General features: G+C 67.9%; 19 protein-coding genes. 10 read left to right on the top strand and 9 right to left on the bottom strand.

Features of this window, described 5'->3' with window-relative positions:
- The first annotated feature begins 87 nt into the window (after nt 1-87).
- From DOM66_RS11030 to DOM66_RS11020, 3 genes are all read left to right on the top strand, one after another.
- Entirely contained in the window at nt 88-930 is an 843-nt protein-coding gene (locus DOM66_RS11030) for an EamA family transporter (protein ID WP_110675499.1), read from the top strand.
- A gap of 188 nt (nt 931-1,118) precedes the next feature.
- On the top strand, nt 1,119-2,123 hold the full coding sequence (locus tag DOM66_RS11025) for an amidoligase family protein (RefSeq protein ID WP_407071985.1): 1,005 nt from the start codon (nt 1,119-1,121) through the stop codon (nt 2,121-2,123).
- The gene (locus tag DOM66_RS11020; protein ID WP_110675497.1) at nt 2,123-2,839 is read left to right on the top strand and encodes a gamma-glutamyl-gamma-aminobutyrate hydrolase family protein; all 717 of its coding nucleotides are present in this window, start codon (nt 2,123-2,125) and stop codon (nt 2,837-2,839) included. The genes DOM66_RS11025 and DOM66_RS11020 overlap by 1 nt, the downstream gene beginning before the upstream one ends.
- Here DOM66_RS11020 and DOM66_RS11015 read toward each other — a convergent pair.
- The 5 genes from DOM66_RS11015 to DOM66_RS10995 form a co-directional block, all read right to left on the bottom strand.
- Nucleotides 2,814-3,719, bottom strand: a complete 906-nt coding sequence (locus tag DOM66_RS11015; RefSeq protein ID WP_110690146.1) for a cation diffusion facilitator family transporter — start codon at nt 3,717-3,719, stop codon at nt 2,814-2,816. The genes DOM66_RS11020 and DOM66_RS11015 overlap by 26 nt on opposite strands.
- A 46-nt stretch (nt 3,720-3,765) precedes the next feature.
- Nucleotides 3,766-5,073, bottom strand: a complete 1,308-nt coding sequence (locus tag DOM66_RS11010) for an MFS transporter (RefSeq protein ID WP_110690145.1) — start codon at nt 5,071-5,073, stop codon at nt 3,766-3,768.
- A 206-nt stretch (nt 5,074-5,279) separates the two neighbouring features.
- On the bottom strand, nt 5,280-5,711 hold the full coding sequence (locus DOM66_RS11005; RefSeq protein ID WP_110675494.1) for an OsmC family protein: 432 nt from the start codon (nt 5,709-5,711) through the stop codon (nt 5,280-5,282).
- A 123-nt stretch (nt 5,712-5,834) separates the two neighbouring features.
- The gene (tpx, locus tag DOM66_RS11000) at nt 5,835-6,338 is read right to left on the bottom strand and encodes a thiol peroxidase (RefSeq protein ID WP_110690144.1); all 504 of its coding nucleotides are present in this window, start codon (nt 6,336-6,338) and stop codon (nt 5,835-5,837) included.
- Between the two features lie 160 nt (nt 6,339-6,498).
- Nucleotides 6,499-7,092 carry a DUF1415 domain-containing protein gene (locus DOM66_RS10995; protein ID WP_342588196.1) on the bottom strand — a complete coding sequence of 198 codons (594 nt, stop codon included), beginning with the start codon at nt 7,090-7,092 and terminating at the stop codon, nt 6,499-6,501.
- A gap of 138 nt (nt 7,093-7,230) precedes the next feature.
- Between DOM66_RS10995 and DOM66_RS10990 the strand changes: the two genes are divergently transcribed.
- Nucleotides 7,231-8,130, top strand: a complete 900-nt coding sequence (locus DOM66_RS10990; protein ID WP_110690143.1) for an aldo/keto reductase — start codon at nt 7,231-7,233, stop codon at nt 8,128-8,130.
- Nucleotides 8,131-8,184: 54 nt separating this feature from the next.
- On the opposite strand, the gene nfi is transcribed toward DOM66_RS10990, so the two are convergent.
- Entirely contained in the window at nt 8,185-8,916 is a 732-nt protein-coding gene (gene nfi, locus DOM66_RS10985) for a deoxyribonuclease V (RefSeq protein WP_106418225.1), read from the bottom strand.
- A gap of 193 nt (nt 8,917-9,109) precedes the next feature.
- On the opposite strand from nfi, the gene DOM66_RS10980 reads away from it, so the two are divergent.
- Together DOM66_RS10980 and DOM66_RS10975 are read left to right on the top strand one after the other, a co-directional pair.
- Nucleotides 9,110-10,348, top strand: coding sequence for an exonuclease SbcCD subunit D C-terminal domain-containing protein (locus DOM66_RS10980; RefSeq protein ID WP_110690142.1), 1,239 nt, complete (start codon nt 9,110-9,112; stop codon nt 10,346-10,348).
- Complete coding sequence (locus DOM66_RS10975; RefSeq protein ID WP_110690141.1) at nt 10,345-13,644, top strand: AAA family ATPase; 3,300 nt, start codon at nt 10,345-10,347, stop codon at nt 13,642-13,644. Before DOM66_RS10980 ends, DOM66_RS10975 begins: the two co-directional genes overlap by 4 nt.
- A 7-nt stretch (nt 13,645-13,651) precedes the next feature.
- Here DOM66_RS10975 and DOM66_RS10970 read toward each other — a convergent pair whose 3' ends face one another.
- Entirely contained in the window at nt 13,652-14,842 is a 1,191-nt protein-coding gene (locus tag DOM66_RS10970; protein ID WP_110675488.1) for an ROK family transcriptional regulator, read from the bottom strand.
- 196 nt (nt 14,843-15,038) lie between these two features.
- Here DOM66_RS10970 and DOM66_RS10965 point away from each other — a divergent pair, with 196 nt between their 5' ends.
- The 4 genes from DOM66_RS10965 (at nt 15,039) to DOM66_RS10950 (ending at nt 20,413) form a co-directional block, all read left to right on the top strand.
- Nucleotides 15,039-15,773, top strand: a complete 735-nt coding sequence (locus tag DOM66_RS10965) for an SDR family NAD(P)-dependent oxidoreductase (protein ID WP_110690140.1) — start codon at nt 15,039-15,041, stop codon at nt 15,771-15,773.
- Between the two features lie 80 nt (nt 15,774-15,853).
- The gene (locus DOM66_RS10960; RefSeq protein WP_110690139.1) at nt 15,854-17,260 is read left to right on the top strand and encodes a sugar porter family MFS transporter; all 1,407 of its coding nucleotides are present in this window, start codon (nt 15,854-15,856) and stop codon (nt 17,258-17,260) included.
- Nucleotides 17,261-17,462: 202 nt separating this feature from the next.
- Nucleotides 17,463-18,779, top strand: a complete 1,317-nt coding sequence (locus tag DOM66_RS10955) for an MFS transporter (RefSeq protein ID WP_110675485.1) — start codon at nt 17,463-17,465, stop codon at nt 18,777-18,779.
- A gap of 23 nt (nt 18,780-18,802) precedes the next feature.
- A complete protein-coding gene (locus DOM66_RS10950; protein WP_110690138.1) occupies nt 18,803-20,413 on the top strand; it encodes a glycoside hydrolase family 43 protein in 1,611 nt (536 codons plus the stop codon).
- Between the two features lie 63 nt (nt 20,414-20,476).
- Here the strand turns inward: DOM66_RS10950 and wrbA are convergent, their stop codons facing one another.
- Nucleotides 20,477-21,082: an NAD(P)H:quinone oxidoreductase gene (gene wrbA / locus DOM66_RS10945; protein WP_110675483.1), complete on the bottom strand. Its 606-nt coding sequence runs from the start codon at nt 21,080-21,082 to the stop codon at nt 20,477-20,479.
- A 170-nt stretch (nt 21,083-21,252) separates the two neighbouring features.
- Nucleotides 21,253-22,008, bottom strand: coding sequence for a FadR/GntR family transcriptional regulator (locus tag DOM66_RS10940; RefSeq protein WP_110675482.1), 756 nt, complete (start codon nt 22,006-22,008; stop codon nt 21,253-21,255).
- Nucleotides 22,009-22,104: the final 96 nt, after the last annotated feature.

Genomic DNA, 22,104 nt, shown 5'->3' with positions numbered 1-22,104 from the left:
ATGACAGGGCCGCGCCACGACGGCGGCGCTCTTGTCGCAAAACCGCAAGCGCAGAACCGGAATCGAAAACCGGCACCAGGACACGTCGTGACCACACCCATTCTCCTCGCTGTGCTCGCCGGCGCCCTGATGCACGCCAGTTGGAACGCCCTGGTCAAGGTGGGCCTCGATCGTCTGCTCAGCCTGTCGCTGATCCAGGTCGCCTGCGCCCTGATCTCCCTGGCCTGCGTCGCCTTCGTGCCGCTGCCCAGCGCCGCTGCCTGGCCGTGGCTGGTCGCTTCCGCCTTCCTGCACATCGGCTACAACGTGTTCCTCGCCCGCGCCTATCGCAGCGGTGACCTGGGTCAGGTCTACCCCATCGCCCGCGGCTGCGCGCCGCTGCTGGTAACCCTGGTTGGGGCCTTCGCCCTCAGCGACTCGCCCACCGCCTTCGGCTACGCCGGCATCGCACTGCTGGTCCTGGGTATCTTCAGCATGGCGTTTCGCGGCAGTGCCCAACACCGTCTGTCACGCACGGCCCTGGCCAATGCCCTGATCACCTCGGTGTTCATCGCCGGCTACACCCTCACCGACGGCAGCGGCGCACGGGTCAACGGCAGCGCCGCCGGCTACGTGGTGTGGCTGTTCCTGCTCGATGGCCTGGGCATGCTGCTGACGCTGGTGCTGATGCGCGGGCCGGGCGTGCTACCGACCCTGATCGGGTACTGGCGGGTCGGGCTGATCGGCGGCGCGCTCTCGCTGAGCGCCTACGGCATCACCATCTGGGCGATGACCCAGGCACCGATCGCCCTGGTCGCGGCGCTGCGCGAAACCAGTGTGCTGTTCGCCATCGCCATCGGCGTGATCTGGCTCAAGGAGCCGCTGCGACGCGAACGCCTGGTGGCCGGTGGGCTGATTCTGGGCGGCGTGGTACTCAGCCACTGGGGCTGATGACGCGCCCTGCGCCCCTGCCCGCGGCGCCGATCATCCGCCAAGGTCTGCCGGATCCTGACAAGGCGACTGTCATCCACTCTCAGGCCTGCTAGGCTCTGAATGAACGAGCTGCTCTGATGCCGTCGAATCATCGCCACGATCACTCACCCGTGGCCGCGCCACCGCGTACCGGCAAGGAGTCCGATGTGCCCCTGACAACGCCCCCGCAACCCGACAACCGTGATGGCCGTGCCCGCTGCGTCGGGGTGGAGATCGAGTTTGCCGGCATCGCCCCGCTGGCCGCCGCGCGTCTGGTCGAGGCGACCTTCGGCGGCACGCTCAAGCACGACAGCGCCCATCGCCTGCGGGTCGCCGACACGCCCTGGGGCACCTTCCATATCGAGCTCGACAGTCAGTACGTGCATCCGGATGCCGCACTGCTGGCGCGCGCGCAGTCGGACAACGGCCAGCCGCCGGGCATCGGCGAGCACCTGCGTGCCAGCCTGCACTCACGTACCCGCGAATGGCTGGGCGACATGGTCGCCGGGCTGGTGCCCACCGAGATCGTCTGCCCGCCGCTGCCATGGCACGCCCTGGCCGAGCTCGATGCACTGTTCGACGCCCTGCGTAGCCATGGCGCCGAGGGCACCGATGCCAGCCTGATCTACGCCTTCGGGCTGCACCTCAATCCGGAGATTCCGGCGCCGGAGGTGGAGAGCGTACTTGCCCACCTGCGCGCCTATCTGATCCTGGCCGAGTGGCTGCGCGACCAGATCGTGGTCGACCTTACCCGGGACATGCTGCCGCACACCCGGCCCTTCTCCGAGACCTACGCAAGCCTCGTGCTCGACCCGGACTACCAGCCGACGCTGCCGCAGCTGATCGACGACTACCTGGAGGCCAACCCCACCCGCAACCGTGAGCTCGACCTGCTGCCGCTGTTTGCCTGGCTGGCCCCGGACCACCCCAGCCCGCTGCTGCAGGAGGGGCTGGTCAAGCCGCGTCCGACCTACCACTACCGGCTGCCCAACGCCTCGCTCTCCGATCCCGACTGGGGCGCCAGCCTGGAGTGGAACCGCTGGGTCGAGGTCGAGCGCCTGGCCGCCGACCCGGCGCGCCTGGCCGAGCGCTGCGCGGCCTACCGCGAGCACCTGGCGCAGCCGACGCTGAGCCGCTGGCTCGACTCGCTGCAGCGCTGGATGCGCTCCTGATGGCCGGTGAGAAGCGCGGCCGGCGGCCGCTGATCGGCATCACCACCTCGGACCAGAAGAGCCGCATGGCGTGGTGGTGCGACTGGATCTCGGTGTGGCGCGCCGGCGGGCTGCCGCTGCGGGTATCACCGGCCCGCCCGCTGCAGCGCGAACTGGATGGCCTGATCATCGGCGGTGGCGATGATATCGGCGCCCAGCGCTACGGCGGCGAGATGCAGCTCGACGTGCGCATCGACCCCGCCCGCGACGAGCTCGAACTCGACCTGCTCGCCACCTGCCTGCCGCGCGGGCTGCCGATCCTGGGCATCTGCCGCGGCGCACAGATGATCAACATCCATCTCGGCGGCAGCCTGATCGGCGATATCCAGTCCACCTACCGACATATCCGCAATCGGCGCACGGTGCTGCCACGCAAGCGCGTGGAGATCGATCCCTACAGCCGTCTGGCCGAGATTCTCAACCGCCGCTACTGCCAGGTGAACAGCCTCCACCACCAGGCGGTGGATCGCCCCGGCGAGGGTCTCAAGGTGGTGGCGCGGGATCGCAACGAACTGGTCCAGGCGATCGAGAGCGAACACCATGCGTTCCTGATCGGGGTTCAGTGGCACCCGGAGATGATGCTCTTCAGCCGCTCCCAGCAGCGCCTGATCCGCGCACTGGTGCAGGCGGCCGGCAGCCCGCGGGAGGCCGCTACAGCCAGCGCTGATCCGCAGTGAAGGCAACGGTGAACCAGCGCTGCTCGGCGGGCATGCTAAGCCCGGCGGCGATCTCGGCGCGAATCTCGTCGCACACGGCGATCCCGCCGTCGCGGGCGAACTCGGGGGTGGTCAGGATATGCACCTCGATGGTGTACACGCGACCGCTCTTGGCCACGTAGCTGTCGAAGGCCAGCAGCCCTTCGCGGCGCATGACCGGTGCCATCGCCGCCCGCACCTCGCTGTCGAGCCGCGACGGCGCCACCATCAGCACCTCGCGCATGGCGCGGTAGACGATCCGCAGCGGGATCGGCACGAACACCAGGGTCAACAGCATCACCAGGGTGGTGTCGACATAGGGGATCCAGCCGGCGTAGCGGGTGCCCTCCATCGCCCAGGCGAGCAGGAAGGCGATCAGCAGCGCGCTGGTGATGAGCCCCGCCATCAGCCAGTTCTGCAGATCGATGCGCACGAACTCCGAGCGCGCACGGCGGTTGAGCTGGCGCTCACAGAAGAACAGGGTGAAACAGATCAGGCTCACCGCCACGGCGTAGCCCAGTGCCAGCCCAAGCTGCGGCTCGCTACCGCCCTTGAGCCAGGTGCCGAGGGCGTTGAGGAAGGCGTAGAAGCAGAGCAGCACCAGTACCGCGCCGTTGAAGGCCGCGGCCATCGGTTCCAGATGCCAGTAGCCGAGCTGGAAACGGCGGGTCGATTCGCGCATCACCAGCCGCGTCACCGCCAGCGCCAGCATCGACATCGCCGCATCGATCGAGGAGAAGACGCCGTCGAACAGGATCGCCTCCGAGCCCGAGATCAGGCCCAGTGCCACGCCCAGGGCAGAGACCACCAGGGTGGCGGCGATGGAGAGGGTCAGAATGCGCTGTTCGAGGGTCGCGGGCATCGCCCTGCTCCGGGTGACGCGCCCCGTGTGGCGGGGCGCGGAGATCTCACGACGGCATCACCGCCAGCCGACGGCCGCCCGGCGCCCACAGCAGGAACAGCCCGATCAGCACGCCGAGCAGCGCCAGCGCGGCGATGTAGTAGGCCGGCGCCGCCGGATGCGAAATCATCAGGGTCGACACCACCACCGGGGTGAAGCCGCCGAAGATGGCATAGGCGACATTGTAGGAGAACGACAGCCCCGAGAAGCGCACCACTGCCGGGAACGACTTCACCGCGATGGTCGGTACCACGCCGACGATACCCACGCCGAACCCGGCCAGGCAGTAGCTCCACAGCAGCTGGCTGGGGTCCTCTGGCACCGTGTGCATCATCACCCAATAGGCGCCACCCAGCAGCAGGCTCCACAGGATCAGGGTCACGCCGCTGCCCAGGCGGTCGGCGCACCAGCCGGCGGCGATGCTGCCGAACACGGTGCAGACGATGGCCCAGACGTTGGCATAGGAGGCATCGATGGCGTAGAGGCTCTTGAGCAGGCTCGGGGTGAGCAGCAGCACCACCACCACGGCGCCGGTCAGGATCCAGGTCACGCCCATCGACAGCACCACGCTGTCGAGATGGCTGGAGAGCACCCGCTTGACCGGTAGCCCCTGGGAGAGCGCCTTCTTGGCGCGCATCTCGGCGAACACCGGGGTCTCTTCCAGGTAGCGGCGCAGGTAGACCGCGATGAAGCCGAAGACCCCGCCGATCAGGAAGGGCACCCGCCAACCGTAGGCGCTGATCTCTTCGGCGCTGTAGTAGGACTTGAAGAAGGCCGAGATGATCGAGCCGATCAGGATACCGGCGACCAGCCCCGAGGCCAGGGTGCCACAGGCCAGACCGACGTCCTTGCGCGAGACGTGCTCGGTGACGAAGACCCAGGCCCCGGGCACCTCGCCGCCCACCGCCGCGCCCTGCAGGATGCGCATCAGCACCAGCAGCAGCGGTGCGGCGTAGCCGATCGTCTCATAGGTGGGCAGGCAGCCGATCAGCAGGGTCGGCACCGACATCAGGAAGATCGACAGCGTGAACATCCGCTTGCGCCCCAGCAGGTCGCCGAAGTGCGCCATGATGATGCCGCCCAGCGGCCGCGCCAGATAGCCGGCGGCGAAGATGCCGTAGGTCTGCACCATGCGCAGCCACTCGGGCATCTCCGGCGGGAAGAACAGCGCCCCGATGACCGTGGCGAAGTAGACGAAGATGATAAAGTCGTAGAACTCCAGCGCGCCGCCGAGGGCGGACAGCGACAGGACCTTGATGTCTCCGCGAGACAGGGGGCGCGACGGGGCCGCGTCGTATTGGGGAAGAGTTGCCATGGCTGTTGTCTTGTGTCGTGGGGCGTCGAAGTCGGGTGTGTCCCTGTTCCCGCCCGGGCGCCGTGAAGCCGGCAGCGGATGTCAGGCAAGACGCGCGGGGCAGAGTACGTTAACAGAGTCCCAACACGCCGTCATGGCCCTGAACGCCGCCCAAAACGCAGCGAGCCGGCCCTGGGGCCGGCTCGCGGTGGTCAGCGCCAGGCGCCTCAGCTCTCGAGCTTGGCGTCCAGCGAGATCTTGGCGTTGAGCAGCTTGGAGATCGGGCAGCCCTCCTTGGCCTTCTGCGCGGCGCTGTCGAAGGTCGCCTGATCGGCACCGGGGATCTTGGCCACGGTCTTGAGCTCGACCGCGGTGATGGTGAAACCGCTGTCATCCTGCTCCATGATCACGGTGGCCTCGGTCTTGATGCTCTCGGGCTCGATACCCTCCTCGCCCAGCATCATCGACAGCGCCATCGAGAAGCAGCTGGCATGCGCGGAGGCGACCAGCTCCTCCGGGTTGGTGCCGGGCTGACCCTCGAAGCGGGTATTGAACCCGTAGGGGTTCTCCTTGAGCGCACCGCTCTGGGTGGACACCACGCCCTTGCCCTTCTTGAGGCTGCCTTTCCATTCGGCGGAACCGGATTTCTTGATCGTCATCATCGTCTCCATGGGTCGTGTGAAGGCTGCGGTCGTCGTCCGCATCCATCCTTGGGGATGGCTCGCGGATCAGTGTAGACCATGCCTTCAACTCTCATCGAACTTAGGATCTTTCCTGTCCACCTAGGCGTCGAGCGCGCCGATCGCCGCGTCGTAATCCGGCTCCTGCTTGATCTCGCTGACCAGCTCGGCGTGGATCACCCGATCCTCTTCGTCGATCACTACCACCGCCCGCGCGCACAGCCCGGCCATGGGACCGCTGTCCAGCGAGACACCATAGAGCTGGCGGAATTCGGGATGGCGGAAGCAGGAGAGCGTACTGACATCGTCGAGCCCTTCCGCCCCGCAGAAGCGCACCTGGGCGAACGGCAGGTCCGCCGACACCACCAGCACCACGGTATTGTCGAGCTGGCTGGCACGCTCGTTGAACTTGCGCGCCGACATCGCACAGGTCTGGGTGTCGATGCTGGGGATGATGTTGAGCACCTTGCGCTTGCCGGCGTAGTCATCGAGCTGGACATCCTTGAGCTCGGCATCGGTCAGCGTGAACGGCGGCGCCTTGTCGCCCTTCTCGAGAAAACGGCCACTCACCTCGACGGGTTCACCGCCACGGGTAACGGTCTGCATGGTATCGCTCCTTGGAAGGCCCCGCAGGGGCCCACTGACAACGGCTGAAGACGGGAGGCCCGGACAGTCGGCGCCTCCGCCCCAGATCCCTCCCCAGAGTAGTCCCGACACGGCATTGCAGCCATCGACATGCGTCGCCGCCGCAGGCGTGGGGCTTGCGTCACTCGGCCTCCCGTACCGCCAGCCCGGCCGCCAGCGCCGCCGAGCCGGGTTCGCGCAGCCGCGCCATGTTGCGCTCGGGAATGCCTTCGGGGTCGGCATGGTGCGCGATCGCCCGCTCGAGCTCGGCCTCCCGCAGGAGGTGCAGCATCGGCCAGGGGGAACGGTTGGTGGCGTTGGCAGGATCGGTCGCCTCGACCCCCTCGAACACATAGTCCGGGTGGAAACTGGCCAGCTGATAGATGCCGACATAGCCCTGATCTTCCAGCAGCCGCTCGGCCAGCTCGAGCCAGTCCAGATAGTCGTCGAAATCCTCCATGCCCGCGGGCGCGATCAGCAGCGTGGTGGCGATCGCCGCGTTCGCATCGAGATGCCGGCACTCGGCGATCAGTTCGTGCAGCAGCCCCTCCAGGTCACTGGCCTCGGCCACGGCGTAGCGAATGGCATCCCGACGCATCTCGCGGCCGGCAAAGGGACAGATATCGTGTGCCACGACGAAGGATTCGACCCAGGCCCGGGTCTGATGGAGCGAAGAGGGTTCGATGAGGAGTCTCCTGAAACCGGTAGACGATGACTGCGATACGTTGACCCGCACCGGGCCGCGGTTCACCCAAAACCAACGCAAGGAATACAGGCGTCAAACAAGGTGACACGAAGACCGACGAAGGGGTTTGCGAAACCCGCGAGTGGCGACCAGCATAACAGTAACGCCTCAACCGACAGGGAGTATTCCATGCCCCGGCAGATACCACGGATCGAATTGCCCGAGTCCCGAAGCGCCCCGTCGCTGGCCTTGCCGGCCATCGGCCAGGGCACCTGGTATATGGGCGAGAATCGGGTGCCGCGCCAGCAGGAGGTGGCGGCGTTGCAGCACGGCCTGGACCTTGGCCTGACGCTGATCGATACGGCCGAGATGTATGGTGACGGCGGTGCCGAGGAGGTCGTCGGCGAGGCGCTACGCGGTCGTCGCGACGACGCCTTCGTGGTCTCCAAGGTCTACCCCTGGAACGCCGGTCGCGACAGCGCCATCGCCGCCTGCGAAGGCAGCCTCGAGCGGCTGGGGATCGAGACCCTCGATCTCTATCTGCTGCACTGGCCCGGCAGCATCCCCCTGGAAGAGACCTTCGAGGCGTTCGAGCGGCTGCGCGATCAGGGCAAGATCCGCCGCTTTGGCGTTTCCAACTTCGATGCCGGCAGCCTCAGGGCCATGGAAGCCCTGCCGGCCGCCGCCGATTGCGCGACCAACCAGGTGCTCTACCACCTCGGTTCCCGCGGGATCGAGGTCGATGTCATGCCCTGGATGCAGGATCACCATATGCCGGTGATGGCTTACTGCCCCCTCGCCCAGGGCGGTCGACTGCGTGCCAAGCTGCTCTCCGCTACCGTGGTCAACGAGATCGCCGACAAGCATGGCGCCAGCGCCGCCCAGATCCTGCTGGCCTGGAGCATTCGCCCCGCCTGCCACCAGCACGAGAGACCAAGGCCGGTGGTCGCCATCCCCAAGGCATCGACCCTGGCCCACGTGGATGCCAATGCCGCCGCCTTGAACATCGCCCTCGACGCTGACGATCTCACCCGGCTCGATGACGCCTTCCCGGCACCCCGGGAGCCGGTATCGCTGGATATCGTTTAGGCTATGGACGAAAACGGTCTGCACTCGGCAATACCGGAGAGCTAGGCAGCGCGGCTACAGCGACAGCTGCCCGCTGACCGCCACCTCGCCCTTCCTCGATGCCAGCCGATCCGCCAGCCGGGTCGGCTCCGGCAGCTTGGTCCGGCCCAGGCAGCGCACCACCCAGTCGACCGCGGTGGGCAGGGAGAGCCGGTGCCCCGGCGACACGAACAGCGGCTTCACCCCCTCCCGCGAGCGCAGCACCGCGCCGATGGTGACCCGGCCGTGGGCGTCGACACTGACATCGCTCGGGTCCTCTTCGCGCCGCCGGTCGGTCAGCGGCGTCCACTCCCCCTTGGCCGACGGCACCTCGCCGAACTGGCCGCACAGCCGGCTCTTGCCCACACCGATGGTCGGCAGATCGAGCCACAGCCCCAGGTGCGAGGCGATGCCCAGACGACGCGGATGGGCGATGCCCTGGCCGTCGACCATGATCAGATCCGGGCGCCGAGAGAGCTGCTCGAAGGCCCCCAGCGCCGCCGGTATCTCGCGAAACGACAGCAGCCCCGGCACATAGGGCATGCGCGTCGGCTCGCGATGCACCACCTGTTCCACCAGCGCAAGCGACGGCCACTCGAGCAGCACCAGCGCCGCGCGGGTGGTCTCCCCGCCATCCTCGAAGCCGATATCCATGCCGGCGATCAGGCCCACCTCGCCCAGCGTATCCTCGCGCCTGACGCTCGGTGCCAGCCGCTTCTGCAGGGCGATCGCCGCCTCCGGCGTCAGGTTCCAGTCATGTAGTGCCATGGCGGTGGTGCTCTCCCGTGCTGTCGACGTCCAGAAGCCTAGTCACGGCGCACGCGTCTCTCCAATGCGCCGCGCCTTCGATCCGCCCATGGTCGTTCTTTTCCTCCGCCGATCTTCTCCGAGGCGGTCGTCGCGTTACACTTGGCATCGCGCTTGCCGCTTCACCCTCTCAGACGTCACAAGGCGCCGCATCGTGAAACTCTTCCACACCGCCGACTGGCATCTGGGCCAGTCCTTCCATGGCCAGGAGCGCCATGTCGAACAGAGTGCCTTTCTCGACTGGTTGCTGGCGACGCTCGCCGAGCGTCAGCCCGATGCGCTGCTGATCGCCGGTGACATCTTCGATGTGGTCAATCCCTCGCTGCGGGCCCAGGAGCTGCTCTACGACTTCATCGTCGCCGCCCACGCCGCCCTGCCGACGCTGGAGATCGTGATGATCGCCGGCAACCACGACAGCGGTTCGCGCATCGAACTGCCGGCGCCGCTGATGAAGCGTCTCAAGACCCATGCCCTGGGGCGGGTGCACTGGCTCGAGGATGGCAGGCTCGACAGCGAGCACCTGCTGGTGCCGCTGCCCGACGCCACGGGGGAGATTCGCGCCTGGTGCCTGGCCTTGCCCTTTCTGCGTCCGGCGGAGGTCACCGGCGGCGATGTCGACGACTACCGCGACGGCATCGCCCGCGTGCACCGCGAGCTGGTCGCAGCCGCCGAGGCTCGCCGCGAACCGGGCCAGGCGCTGGTGGCGATGAGCCACGCCCATCTGCAGGGCGCCGCCGTCTCCGAGGCGAGCGAACGGCCGATCGTGATCGGCGGTGAGGAGGCGATCTCCGCCGCGCTCTTTCCGCCCTCGATCGCCTATGTAGCTCTGGGTCATCTCCATCGGCCACAGCAGGTGGGCGAGCCGCGCATCCGCTACAGCGGTTCGCCGCTGCCGCTGGACTTCAGCGAGAGCCACTACCGCCATCAGGTGCTCGAAGTGAGCCTGAACGGGGCCGAACTCGACACCGTCGAGAGCCTGCCGATACCTCGCCACGTGGCGCTGGAGCGCATCGGTCCGGGCAGCGTCGAGGCGGTCGAGGCCGAGCTGATGGCGTGGCAGCCCGAATCCAGCACCGGGGAGGCGCTGCCGCGGGAGCGCTGGCCGTGGCTGGAGGTGCGCGTGGCGCTCGAGACGCCGCAGCCCGATTTGCGCGCCCGGATCGAGGCGGCGATCGCCGACAAGCCGCTGCGGCTGCTGCGCATCCACAGCCACTACCCCAACGCCGGGGGCGACACCGCGAACAGCATCGCGGTCGATCTCGACAGCCTCACCCCCCAGGAGATCTTCGCCCGCCGCTGGCAGGCCGAGTATGGCGAGACACCGCCGGAAGCGGTGGCGCGGGATTTCGCCACCCTGGTACAGGAGGTACAGGACGCGGAGCCAGACACATGAAGATACTCGCCATCCGGCTGGAGAACCTGGCCTCGCTGGCAGGACGCCACGAGCTCGACTTCACCACCGCCCCGCTCGCCGACCAGGGGCTGTTCGCCATCACCGGCCCCACCGGCGCCGGCAAGAGCACCCTGCTCGATGCGCTCTGCCTGGCGCTCTATGGCAGCACGCCGCGACTGCGCCAGGCGCCGGTTCGCGACTCCCAGATCGCCGACGTGGGCCGCGACACCCTGACCACCGCCGATGCCCGTACCCTGCTGCGCCGCGGCTGCGCCAGCGGCTTCGCCGAGGTCGATTTCGTCGGCCGCGACGGCCGCCGCTACCGCGCCCGCTGGAGCGTGCGTCGGGCCCGCGACAAGCTCGACGGCAGCCTGCAGAAGGTCGAGCAGTCGCTCACCGATCTCGACGCCAACCAGCTGCTGACGGCACAGAAGCGCGAATTCGACCGCCTGCTGCCGGAGCGGCTGGGACTCAATTTCGACCAGTTCACCCGTGCCGTGCTGCTCGCCCAGAGCGAGTTCGCCGCCTTTCTCAAGGCCGACGACAACGCCCGCAGCGAGCTGCTGGAGCGGCTCACCGATACCCAGCACTACTCCGCCATCTCGCGCGCCGCCTTCCAGCGCACGCGCACGGCCAGAGGCGCGCTGGAGGCGATCGAAGCGCGCCTCGCCGACGCCCTGCCGGCGGACACCGAGGCCCGCGCCGACCTGGAGCGCGAGGCCGCATCACAGCAGCAGGCGCTGGCAGCGCTGCAGACCCGGCGCGAGCAGCTGCGTGGCGAGGGCACCGAGCTCGAACGCCAGGCCCGGCTGAGCGCCGACTGGCAGCAGGCCGAGAGCGCCCTGCAGGCGGCCGAGGCAGCGATCGCCGCCGCCCAGGAGGAGCGCCACACCCTCGCCCAGCTCGACGCCATTGCCCCCTGGCGCGAGCGTGCCCAGCAGCGACGCAGCCTGGCAGAGACCCTGGCCCGGCGTGGGCAGCAGCTGGCCGAAGCCCGCGCCGCACTCGACCGCTGCGACGGCGAACGCCAGGCCCTGACACCCGAGCTGGAAGCCGCCAGCACCGCCCGCGAACGCGCCGCCGCCGCGCAGCGCGACGCTCAGCCCGAGCTGGAGCAGGCGCGCCAGCTGGAGAGCGAGCGTGATCGGCTCCAGCAGCAGTGCGATCAGCAGCGCGCGGAGCAAGCGCAACTCAATGCCGCCGCGGCCGAGAGCGCACAGCAGCAGACGCAGCTACAGCAGCGCCTGGCCACCCAGGCGCAGCAGATCGAGGCCCAGCAGCAGCACCTCGCTGCGCTGCTGGAGACAGCGACGACGGAGACCGCCGCGGCTGACCTGCGTGCCGCCCTCAACCACAGCCGTGACAGCGTCCAGACACGGCTAGACGCCCTGGACACTCTGACCCAGGCGTGGCGCGAACGCGAGCGTCTGGATCATGAGCAGGCGACGCTGCAGCAACAGCTCGCAGAGAGCCGCGAACGGCTGACCCAACTCGAACAGGCGGGCCAGCAGGCCAAGCGCGATCTCACCGCAGCCGAGCAGCGCCAGGCCCAGATCGGCGAACAGATCGAGAGCGCCCGCGCTGCGCGCAGCGACGAGGTCGCGCGGCTACGCCAGCAGCTGCGTGAAGAGACACCGTGCCCGGTGTGTGGCGCCACCGATCACCCCTACCGCGACGCGCCGCCGGCGCATCCGGGGGAGGCGCTGGTCGCCAGCATCGAAGCCCAGGAGCGACAGCAGCTCGAGCAGGAGGCCCAGCGCGTGGCGGCCGCCCGCGAACAGCATCAAGAGCTGAGCGTCGAGTGGCGCAGCTGCCGCCAGACGCTGCTGGCTGCCGAGCAGCGCCAGCAAGCGCTGGTGCCGGCCCGCGATGCCGCCGCCAGTGCCCTGGCCGACCACCCGCTGCGCGCCGAGCTGAGCGACGCCGAGCACCCTGGCGAGTGGCTGCAAAGCCAGCGCGGGCAGGCCCGGGATGAACGCCAGGAGGCCAGCGAGCGGCTGCAGCGGCTCGACACCATCGAACGCACCCTGGACCCGCTCGAACGTCAGCGTCAGAGCCTGACCCTGGCGCTGGGCAAGCTGGAGACACGCCAGGCCCTCGACCGGACGCGCCTGGAGACGCTCGCCGCCGCACTGCCGGAGCTGGAGCAGGCGCTGACACGCACACACCAGACACTCGGCGCGGCGCTGGGCGAGCACGCCTCGGCCCAGGCCTGGCAGGCCGCGCTGGAGGCGCAGCGCCAGCAGACGCAGCAGCGGTGGGAAGCGCGCCAGGCGCAGTGGCAGACGCTGGAGCAGACCCACGCACGGCTGACCCAGCAGATCGCCGATCTGACCCAGCGCCAGCAGGAGGAGCAGGCCACCCACGCCGAGCTCGAGCGCGCCTGGCAGGCATGGCGGCACACCCAGCCCGAGCTCGACGAGGCGCGGCTGGAGACCCTGCTGGGCTACACCGAGACCGCACATCGACAGCTGCGCGAGACCTGCGAGCGGCGCGAGCGCGAGCGCGACGCAGCCCGGGTCGCCGTCGAGGAGCGCCGCCGCGCCCTGATCGAGCAGCGCCGTCTGCTACTGCCAGAGACCCCCGAGGCGCGGCTGCTCGATACCGAGCACGAAGATGCGCTGAGCGCGCGCCACGCTGCCCAGCGCGAGCGCCTGCAGGCGCTGGAGAGCGAATGGCAGGCCCAGCAGCAACGCCGCGACACCGCCCAGCAGCAGCTCGCCGAGGACGACCGCCGGCGCCAGGTACAGCAGGAGGGGGCGCGCCAGCGCGAAGCGGCGGCGCAGGAGTTGCAGCGCTGGGAGCGGATCAACGGCCTGATCGGCAGCGCCGACGGCAAGCGCTTCCGGCGCATCGCCCAGGCCTACAACCTCGACCACCTGTTGACCCACGCCAACCAGCACCTGCGCGCGCTGACGCCGCGCTACCGCCTGGAACGGGGCGGCAGCGAGCTGGGCATTCTGGTGATCGATGACGACATGGCCGACGAGCGGCGCTCGGTGCACTCGCTCTCCGGCGGCGAGACCTTCCTGGTGTCGCTGGCCCTGGCGCTGGGGCTGGCCTCGATGGCCTCGCACCAGTTGGCGATCGAGTCGCTGTTCATCGACGAGGGCTTCGGTAGCCTCGACCCGGCGTCGCTGGCGCTGGCGATGGATGCCCTCGATGGCCTGCAGGCCCAGGGCCGACGCGTCGGTGTGATCTCCCACGTGCAGGAGATGCACGAGCGAATCCCGCTCCAGATCCGGGTCGAGCCCAAGGGCAACGGCTCCAGCGAGGTGCGCCTGCAGCGCAACTGAGCGCGGCTCAGACCTCGATCGCCGCCCGGGCCATGACCTGGGCGGCGGCGCCGCGGGCGGCGGTGAAGGTGCTGTCCTCGACCACCTTCACCGGCACCCGCTGGGTCTGGCGCAGCAGGTCGTTCTGGTGGGCATCGAAGTAGGCCAGCGCCGGTGCCACCAGCGGCTCGCCGAGGCGCATCAGCGAGCCACCGAGGATCAGCATCGAGGGGTTGAGGGTGTGATGCAGGTTGAGCATCAAGAGCCCCAGCGCACGCCCGGCCCGCGCCAGCGCCGCACGGACCTCGGGCTCGTCGAGACGCGCCAGCAGCGATGCGCTCAGGCTGGCATCGGCCTCCACGCCGAGAGACTCGCGCAGCATCCAGCCACTGACCAGGGTTTCGGCACAGCCGTGATTGCCGCAGTGGCAGCGCGCCCCCTCCGCCACCAGCACGGTGTGGCCAATCTCCCCCACCAGCCCCTGGTGCCCCCGCGGAATCACCGGGAAATGTTCGCCACTGACCACGCCGCAGCCGATACCGCTGCCGGCACTGAGATAGGCGATCGACTCCGGCGGCGCGCCCTCGATGAAGTAGAACTCGCCGAAGGCAGCCGCATTGGCTTCGTTGTCGAGCAGCCACACCCCCGCCGGCCAGTCGAGCTCGGCGCGTAACAGCGCCAGGAAGTCGACGTCGACCCAGCCCAGGTTGGGCGCCAGACGCAGGATCGGCGCCTGCGGCGCCACCGGCCCCGGCAGCGCCACTCCGAGCCCCAGACAGGGCCGCGTCGCGATCGCCGGATCGCCGCGCAGCGCCTCGATCAGCCGCGCCAGCACCGCCGCGGTCTGTGCCGGCGTGGTGGGCGAATCATCCAGACGCTGGCTGGCGAGCAGCTCGCCCTGGAGATTGCACGCCACCACGCGCAGCCCCTTCACCCCCACTTCGGCGCCGAGCATCACATGGTGCTCGCCATCCAGGTAGAGCGAGCGCCCCGGACGCCCGCCGCCGCGGGCGTGCAGCTCGCCCTCGCGCAGCCAGCCGCTGTCGCTGAGCGCGTTGACCACGCTGCCCACGGTGGCCTTGGTCAGCCCGGTGCGCAGGGCGATATCGGCCCGCGACAGCCCCGGATAGCGGCGGACCGTGCTCAGGATCGTGCTGCGATTGAGGCTCTTCAGGTAGTTGAGATCACCGGCGGCATGGGGCGTGAAGTGATTGGGCATGGACGGCTCGGCGCGGAAGGTAATGCTGGGACTATATCAGAGCCAACGAAAGCGTCAGAGCCAACGACAGCCGCACCCACCGCCACTCTTGCCCTTACCACCAATGGCCAATGGCCAGCGTCCCGCACCCGGCGCATGCTGAGACGCGCCATTAGTTAATACTATTTACTAACTCTTCACGAACAGCGAGCGTGCCATGCCCTCAGCGATCTACCCCAGCCTCCAAGGCAAGCGCGTCGTCATCACCGGCGGCGGGTCCGGCATCGGCGAAGGGCTGGTGCGCGCCTTTGCCGCCCAGCGCGCCGAGGTGCACTTTCTCGACATCCTGGACGAAGCCGAGACCCTGGCCGCCGAGCTGGGCGACACGGTGCACTACCACCGCTGCGATCTCACCGACCCGGCGGCCCTGGCCGCCACCCTGGAGGCGATCGGCGCGGTGGACGTGCTGGTCAACAACGCCGCCAACGACGACCGCCACCGGCTGGAGGACGTCACTCCCGAGTACTGGGACGAGCGCATGAACGTCAATCTGCGCCATCTGGTGCTGGCGGCACGGGCGGTGGCACCGGCCATGCGCCGTCAGGGCCAGGGGGCGATCGTCAACCTCGGCTCGATCAGCTGGCACCTGGGCCAGCCCGGCATGCTGCTCTACGAAACGGCCAAGGCCGGTATCGAGGGGCTGACCCGGGCGCTGGCGAGCGATCTGGGCAGCGACGGTATCCGCGTCAACTGCGTCATCCCCGGCAACGTCAAGACCCCACGCCAGTCGCGCTGGTACACCCCCGAGGATGAAGCCCAGATCGTCGCCGAGCAGAAGCTCAAGCTGCGCATCCATCCCGAGCACATCGCAGCGATGGTGCTGTTCCTGGCCTCCGACGATGCCGCCGCCTGTACCGCCCACAACTACTGGGTCGATGCCGGCTGGCTGTGAGCGGCCCAGGCTCACCCCGTGACTCACGCCCGTATCCATAACGAGTGATACGCCTGGACACACGCCAACGGAGCTTGACAATGCCAATATCCAGCGCTTCGCAACACCCTTTCGTGGTCATGCTGATCTGCTGCGTCGCCGCCATCGGCGGCTTCCTGTTCGGGTTCGACAGCGGGGTCATCAACGGCACCGTCGACGGCCTCCAGCAGGCGTTCCACTCCGAGAGCGTGGGCACCGGCTTCAACGTCGCCTCGATGCTGCTCGGCTGCGCCGTGGGGGCGTTCTTCGCCGGGCGCCTGGCCGATCGCTTCGGCCGGCGCACGCTGCTGATCGTCGCCGCGGTGCTGTTCCTGATCAGCGCCTGGGGCTCGGGTATCGCCGGGGGCTCGCTCGAGTTCGTCGTCTACCGGGTGCTGGGCGGCCTGGCGGTGGGCGCCGCCAGCGTGATGTCACCGGCCTATATCAGCGAGATCGCCCCCTCGCATCTGCGCGGCCGGCTGGCGACCATCCAGCAGGTGGCGATCATCGGTGGGCTGTTCTTCTCGTTTCTCAACAACTACGTCCTGGCCAACGTCGCCGGCGGCTCGACCGAGCCGCTGTGGTTCGGCTTCGAGGCGTGGCGCTGCATGTTCTGGATGGAGCTGGTGCCCGCCGGCATTTTCTTCGTGGCCCTGCTGTTCATCCCCGAGAGCCCGCGCTTTCTGGTCAGCGCCGGCCAGGAGGCCAAGGCCGAACGGGTGCTGCGGCTGGTCTACGACGCCGCCACCACCGAGCGCCGTCTGGGCGAGATTCGCCAGTCGCTCTCCAGCCGCCATCAGCCGCGCCTGTCGGACCTGATCAATCCCGCCACCGGCAAGCTGCTCAAGCTGGTGTGGGTGGGCATCGGGCTGGCGGTGTTCCAGCAGTTGGTGGGTATCAACGTGGTGTTCTACTACGGTGCCGTGCTGTGGCAGGCGGTAGGTTTCTCCGAGAATGATGCCCTGATGATCAACGTGATCAGCGGCGCGGTGAGTATCGCCGCCTGTCTGGTCACCATCGGCCTGATCGACCGGATCGGACGCAAGCCGCTGCTGTGGGCCGGGTCGCTGGGGATGACACTGACCCTGGCGCTGCTGGTCTACGCCTTCTCCACCGCCGACATGGTCAATGGCAGCCTGGCACTCTCCAGCGGCAACGGTGTGCTCGCGCTGATCGCCGCCAACGTCTACGTCTTCTGCTTCAACGTCTCCTGGGGCCCGGTGATGTGGGTCATGCTCGGCGAGATGTTCCCCAACCAGGTGCGCGGTTCGGGGCTGGCGATCGCCGGGCTGTTCCAGTGGGTGGCCAACTTCGCCATCACCATGACCTTCCCGATCATGCTCGCCTCGATCGGGCTGACCGGCGCCTACGGCTTCTACGCCCTGTGCGCGCTGATCTCGATCTTCTTCGTGGCGCGTTTCGTCCGCGAGACCAAGGGCCTGGAACTCGAAGAGATGGTCTACGAGTAAGGCGGCAATTCGCGGATAGGCGGTGGTCGTCGCGGTCCTGCCACGAGCAGCGGCCGCGGCGACCCTCACAGGCAGCGAGGTGATAATGACGCGCGAGACAAGCACGCTGACGACAAGCCCTACAGAGACAAGCCCCCCAGAGACAGGCAACACTGAGACAACCCCAGGGTCAGCCCACGATCCCGCTGCCGCCGTACCGCTGATGGAGCGGATCGGCTACGGCTGCGGGGATCTGGCCAGCAATTTCATCTGGCAGGCGATGAGCATCTTCATCGTCTACTACTACACCGACGTGATCGGCGTCGCCGCCGGTATCATCGGCTCTATCATGCTGTTTTCGCGCGTGTTCGACGGTGTCTCGGACATCGCCATGGGCTACGTGATCGACAAGACCACCTCGCGACACGGCAAGGCCAGGCCTTGGTTGCTGTGGCTGGCGGTGCCATTCGCGATCTCGGCGGTGCTGCTGTTCGCGGTACCCGATGTCTCGCCGTTCTGGCAGACGGTCTACATCGCGGTGACCTATAACCTGGTATGCCTGGTCTATACCGGCCTCAACGTACCCTATGGCACGCTCAACTCGCTGATCACCCAGGACCAGTATCAGCGCTCGCTGCTCAACGTCTTCCGCATGAGCCTGGCGCTGATCGGCGTGCTGCTGGTGAGCAACCTGACGCTGCCGGTCGCCACGCTGTTCGGCGGCGGCCAGGCGGGATGGATCGTCACCTTCGCGATCTTCGGCGCCATCGGTACGGGGCTTTTCCTGTTCACCTTCAAGAGCACCCACGAACGCGTCCAGCCGGCAGAAGCGCGCCGGCGCCAGGCACCGGTTCCCCTGAAGCAGAGCCTGCGCACCCTCGGCAAGAATCGCTACTGGGCGCTGGCCACGCTGTTCATCCTGATCACCTATATCTTCAACGCACTCAACTCCGGGGCGGTCGTCTACTACGCCCAGTACCTGCTCGACGATACCTGGCTGGTAGGCGTCATCACGACCGCCTACATCGTCTTCATCCTGGCAGGCATGGCCTTCGTGGCGCCGATCACCAAGCGCTACGGCAAGCGCAACGCGATCATCGTCGGCGAGCTGATCACCCTGGTCGGCTACGGCGTCATGCTGATCGACCTCGGCAACGTCTACCTGATCGTCGCCGGTACCATCATCCGCGGACTCGGCAAGGCACCGATCAACGGCAGCATGTTCGCGCTGCTCGGCGACACCATCGAGTACGGAGAGTGGAAGACCGGGATTCGTAACGAAGGCATGGTCTACAGCGGCGGCAGCATGGGCATCAAGATCGGCAGCGGGCTGGGCACGGCGCTGCTGGGATGGATACTGGCCTTCGGCGGCTATGTCGGCGGTGGCGGCGAGCAGAGCGACACCGCACTGTTCGCGATCCAGGCGCTGTTCGTCTATCTGCCGATGGGTCTCTGCGCGCTGATGATCGTGCTGATGCTGTTCTACGACCTCGACAAGCGCTATCCGGCCATCGTCGCCGATCTCGCCGCCAAACGCTGAACCCCGTCGCGACAGGAGATCGCATGTCCCTCATTGCCAACCCCATCCTGCCCGGCTTTCATCCGGACCCGTCGATACTCCGGGTCGACGACGACTACTACATCGCCACCTCGACCTTCGAATGGTTTCCCGGCGTCGCCCTCTATCACTCCCGGGATCTGGCCCAGTGGCGCCAGTTGCCCTCGCCCCTCGACCGGCGCTCGCAGCTGGACATGATCGGCGATATCGATTCCGGCGGCGTATGGGCGCCGTGCCTGAGCTACGCACATGGCCGCTTCCATCTGATCTACACCGACGTCAAGAGTCGCCGTGGCGCGTTCAAGGACACCCACAACTACCTGGTCAGCGCCGAGCGGATCGAAGGACCCTGGTCGGAACCGACTCCTCTCAACAGTAGCGGCTTCGACCCTTCGCTGTTCCACGACGATGACGGCAGCAGTTGGCTGCTCAACATGATCTGGGATTTCCGCAAGGGTCGGAACGCCTTCGCCGGTATCGCCTTGCAGCGCTACGACATCGAACGCCAACAGCTCACCGGGCCCGTGCACAATATCTTTCGGGGGACGTCCTTGGGCGTCACCGAGGCCCCGCACCTCTATCGGCGAAACGGCTACTACTACCTGGTCACCGCCGAGGGCGGTACCGGCTACGGTCATGCCATGACGGTGGCTCGCTCACGTGAGTTGACCGGTCCTTACGAGGTCGACCCGACCAACCCGGTGCTCACCTCGAACCCGGATGCGCGCGATCAGTTGCAGAAGGCCGGCCATGGCAGTCTGGTGGAGACCCCCGGAGGCGAGTGGTACTGCGCCCACCTCTGTGCCCGCCCGGTCGTCGCCGGGCGCTGCATGCTGGGGCGCGAAACCGCCCTGCAGCGCTGCGTCTGGACCGAGGATGACTGGCTTCGCATCGCTGGCGGCCCCTACCCCAGCCACCGGGTGGCCGGCCCGGAGCTGCACTGGCAGCCCCCCCTCGCCGAGCCGGATCACGATACCTTCGAGAGCCCGAGCCTCTACCGCTACTGGCAGAGTCTGCGCCGGCCGTTCGACGACACCTGGCTGTCGCTGAGCGAGCGCCCGGGCTGTCTGCGACTCAAGGGCGGCGAGTCGATGCAGTCGACCCACCGACAGAGCCTGCTGGCCAGGCGCCTGACCCATCTCGACGTGGAGGTGGAGACACGCCTCTCCTTCGACCCCGAGCATTTCCAGCAGATGGCGGGGCTGATCCTCTATTACGACACCAAGGATTATGTCTATCTCAGGGTGACCCGGGAGGAGACGCTGGGCCGTTGTCTCGGTATCGTCGTCTCGCGCCACGGCGTCTACGACGAGCCGCTGACCGTCGATGTCCCTCTGATGGCGGGTGACGTGCGCCTGATGGCGCGCCTGGCGCGCGAAAAGCTGCGTTTCTTCCATGCGCCGGGCGATGCGCAGAGCGATCCGGATCGACACGCCGATGCTATCGATTGGCAACCGATCGGCGAGCCACTCGACATCTCCCATCTCTGCGACGACGACCCGGACTACATCCGCTTCACCGGCACCTTCATCGGCCTCTGCGCCCAGGATCTCTCCGGGGCCGGCCTCGCGGCGGATTTTCACGAGTTCGACTATCGCCCAGGAAAAAGCCGCTGACCTCGATGAGATCAGCGGCTCTCGTTGGTCGGCCCGGGGGAAAAGGGCCTTGGCCGACCGGCCTCAGCCGGCGAGCTTGGCCGCCAGCTCGGCCACGTGCTTGCCCTGGAAGCGGGCGATCTCCAGCTCGTTCTCGCTGGGTGTGCGGCTGCCGTCGGCCCCCGCCAGGGTGGAGGCACCATAGGGCGTGCCACCGGTGATCTCGCTCATGTTGGTGAGCCCGGCGCAGCTGTAGGGCACGCCAGCAATCACCATGCCGTGATGCAGCAGCGTGGTATGGATCGAGGTCAAGGTGGTCTCCTGGCCGCCGTGCTGGCTCGCGGTGGAGACGAAGGCGCTGCCGACCTTGCCGACCAGCTTGCCCTGGGCCCACAGGCCACCGGTCATGTCCCAGAAGTTGCGCATCTGCGAGGCCATGTTGCCGAACCGGGTCGGCGTACCGACGATGATCGCGTCGTAGTCGGCCAGGGCGTCGGGGCTCTCGATCACCGGTGCATCCTGATCGGTCTTGTAACCCGACTGCTCGGCCACCTCCTCGGGGACCAGCTCGGACACCCGGCGCACGTCCACCTGGGTGCCGCCGACACCGCTGGCGCCCTCGGCGATCGCCTTGGCCAGCGTCTCGACATGACCGTAGCTCGAGTAATAAAGCACCAGTACCTTGCTCATTGCACGCTCCTTGCAGCGGGGGTAGCGCCGGCGCATACGGCCGGCAGATCGGGATGCGTGTCCCGGTGAATACTCCTGCAAGGCTAGTCGGCCTGCGGGCATGTCGACACTGGCTTTTTTCGCCCCCGAGCATCGATACGATCGAATCGTCGGCGGCAACGGCACCCGGCTCAGCTATCGAAGAACACCCCGAGCACGTGATCGAGATGCGCCGCCATCGCCGCCCGCGCGGCCTCGGCATCCCGCGCCTCGATGGCAGCGAGGATATGGCTGTGGTCCTGCTGCGAGCGGCGCGGCATGTCGGTGGACATGAACAGCGCCTGCAGCCGCCGGAACATCACCCCGTACTGATGGCCGAGCAGATGCTTGAGCAGCATGGCATAGGCGGCGTTGCCCGAGGCCTCGGCGATGCGGATATGCATCAGGCGGTCGCCGACCATGTTGTTGCCGCCGTGGCGGTTGTCCTCGACGTTGCGCTGGTAGGCCTCGCGGATCGCCTCGAGATCGGCGTCGCTGGCATTGAGCGCCGCCAGCGCCGCGGTTTCCGGCTCGATGAAGCGGCGCGCCTCGAGCAGCGCGAAAGGCGGAATCTCCTGATCCAGGTCGAGCTCGATCTCGCTTTCGAACTCGGGATCGATCGCCCACGGCTCCTGGCGAAGCGCGACGTGCATCACCGACGTCTCCACCGGCGCCGCACGCTCCAGTACCAGCACGCCGTGGCCGACCCGCACCTCGACCTGCCCCACTACCTCCAGCGCGATCAGCGCCTCACGCACCGAGGCGCGGCTGACCCCGAGCTGCTGCGCCAGATCACGCTCCGGCGGCAGCAGCGAGCCCGGCGGGAACTCGCCCTGGCGGATCAACGCCAGCAGCTGATCGGCGATCTGGCGATAGAGCCGCTGGGCGCGAATGGTCTGAATCGGCATCGCGGGATCTCCTGTGGCAGGCCGCCGCCCGGGAACGGCGTCCTTGTTAGACATTGGTCGAAAACTGGCACGCAATCCCGGGCGCTGGCGCTGCCT

Source organism: Salinicola endophyticus (genome assembly GCF_003206575.1).
Lineage (GTDB): Bacteria > Pseudomonadota > Gammaproteobacteria > Pseudomonadales > Halomonadaceae > Salinicola > Salinicola endophyticus.
This window is presented reverse-complemented; position numbering and strand designations above follow the sequence as displayed.

Bases quoted from the DNA above. Each gene is read 5' to 3' on its own strand.
- DOM66_RS11020 (WP_110675497.1), top strand. From the start codon at position 2,123: ATGGCCGGTGAGAAGCGCGGCCGGCGGCCGCTGATCGGCATCACCACC.
- DOM66_RS11015 (WP_110690146.1), bottom strand. From the start codon at position 3,719: ATGCCCGCGACCCTCGAACAGCGCATTCTGACCCTCTCCATCGCCGCC.
- DOM66_RS11010 (WP_110690145.1), bottom strand. From the start codon at position 5,073: ATGGCAACTCTTCCCCAATACGACGCGGCCCCGTCGCGCCCCCTGTCT.
- DOM66_RS11005 (WP_110675494.1), bottom strand. From the start codon at position 5,711: ATGACGATCAAGAAATCCGGTTCCGCCGAATGGAAAGGCAGCCTCAAG.
- tpx (WP_110690144.1), bottom strand. From the start codon at position 6,338: ATGCAGACCGTTACCCGTGGCGGTGAACCCGTCGAGGTGAGTGGCCGT.
- DOM66_RS10990 (WP_110690143.1), top strand. From the start codon at position 7,231: ATGCCCCGGCAGATACCACGGATCGAATTGCCCGAGTCCCGAAGCGCC.
- nfi (WP_106418225.1), bottom strand. From the start codon at position 8,916: ATGGCACTACATGACTGGAACCTGACGCCGGAGGCGGCGATCGCCCTG.
- DOM66_RS10975 (WP_110690141.1), top strand. From the start codon at position 10,345: ATGAAGATACTCGCCATCCGGCTGGAGAACCTGGCCTCGCTGGCAGGA.
- DOM66_RS10970 (WP_110675488.1), bottom strand. From the start codon at position 14,842: ATGCCCAATCACTTCACGCCCCATGCCGCCGGTGATCTCAACTACCTG.
- DOM66_RS10965 (WP_110690140.1), top strand. From the start codon at position 15,039: ATGCCCTCAGCGATCTACCCCAGCCTCCAAGGCAAGCGCGTCGTCATC.
- DOM66_RS10960 (WP_110690139.1), top strand. From the start codon at position 15,854: ATGCCAATATCCAGCGCTTCGCAACACCCTTTCGTGGTCATGCTGATC.
- DOM66_RS10955 (WP_110675485.1), top strand. From the start codon at position 17,463: ATGGAGCGGATCGGCTACGGCTGCGGGGATCTGGCCAGCAATTTCATC.
- DOM66_RS10950 (WP_110690138.1), top strand. From the start codon at position 18,803: ATGTCCCTCATTGCCAACCCCATCCTGCCCGGCTTTCATCCGGACCCG.
- wrbA (WP_110675483.1), bottom strand. From the start codon at position 21,082: ATGAGCAAGGTACTGGTGCTTTATTACTCGAGCTACGGTCATGTCGAG.
- DOM66_RS10940 (WP_110675482.1), bottom strand. From the start codon at position 22,008: ATGCCGATTCAGACCATTCGCGCCCAGCGGCTCTATCGCCAGATCGCC.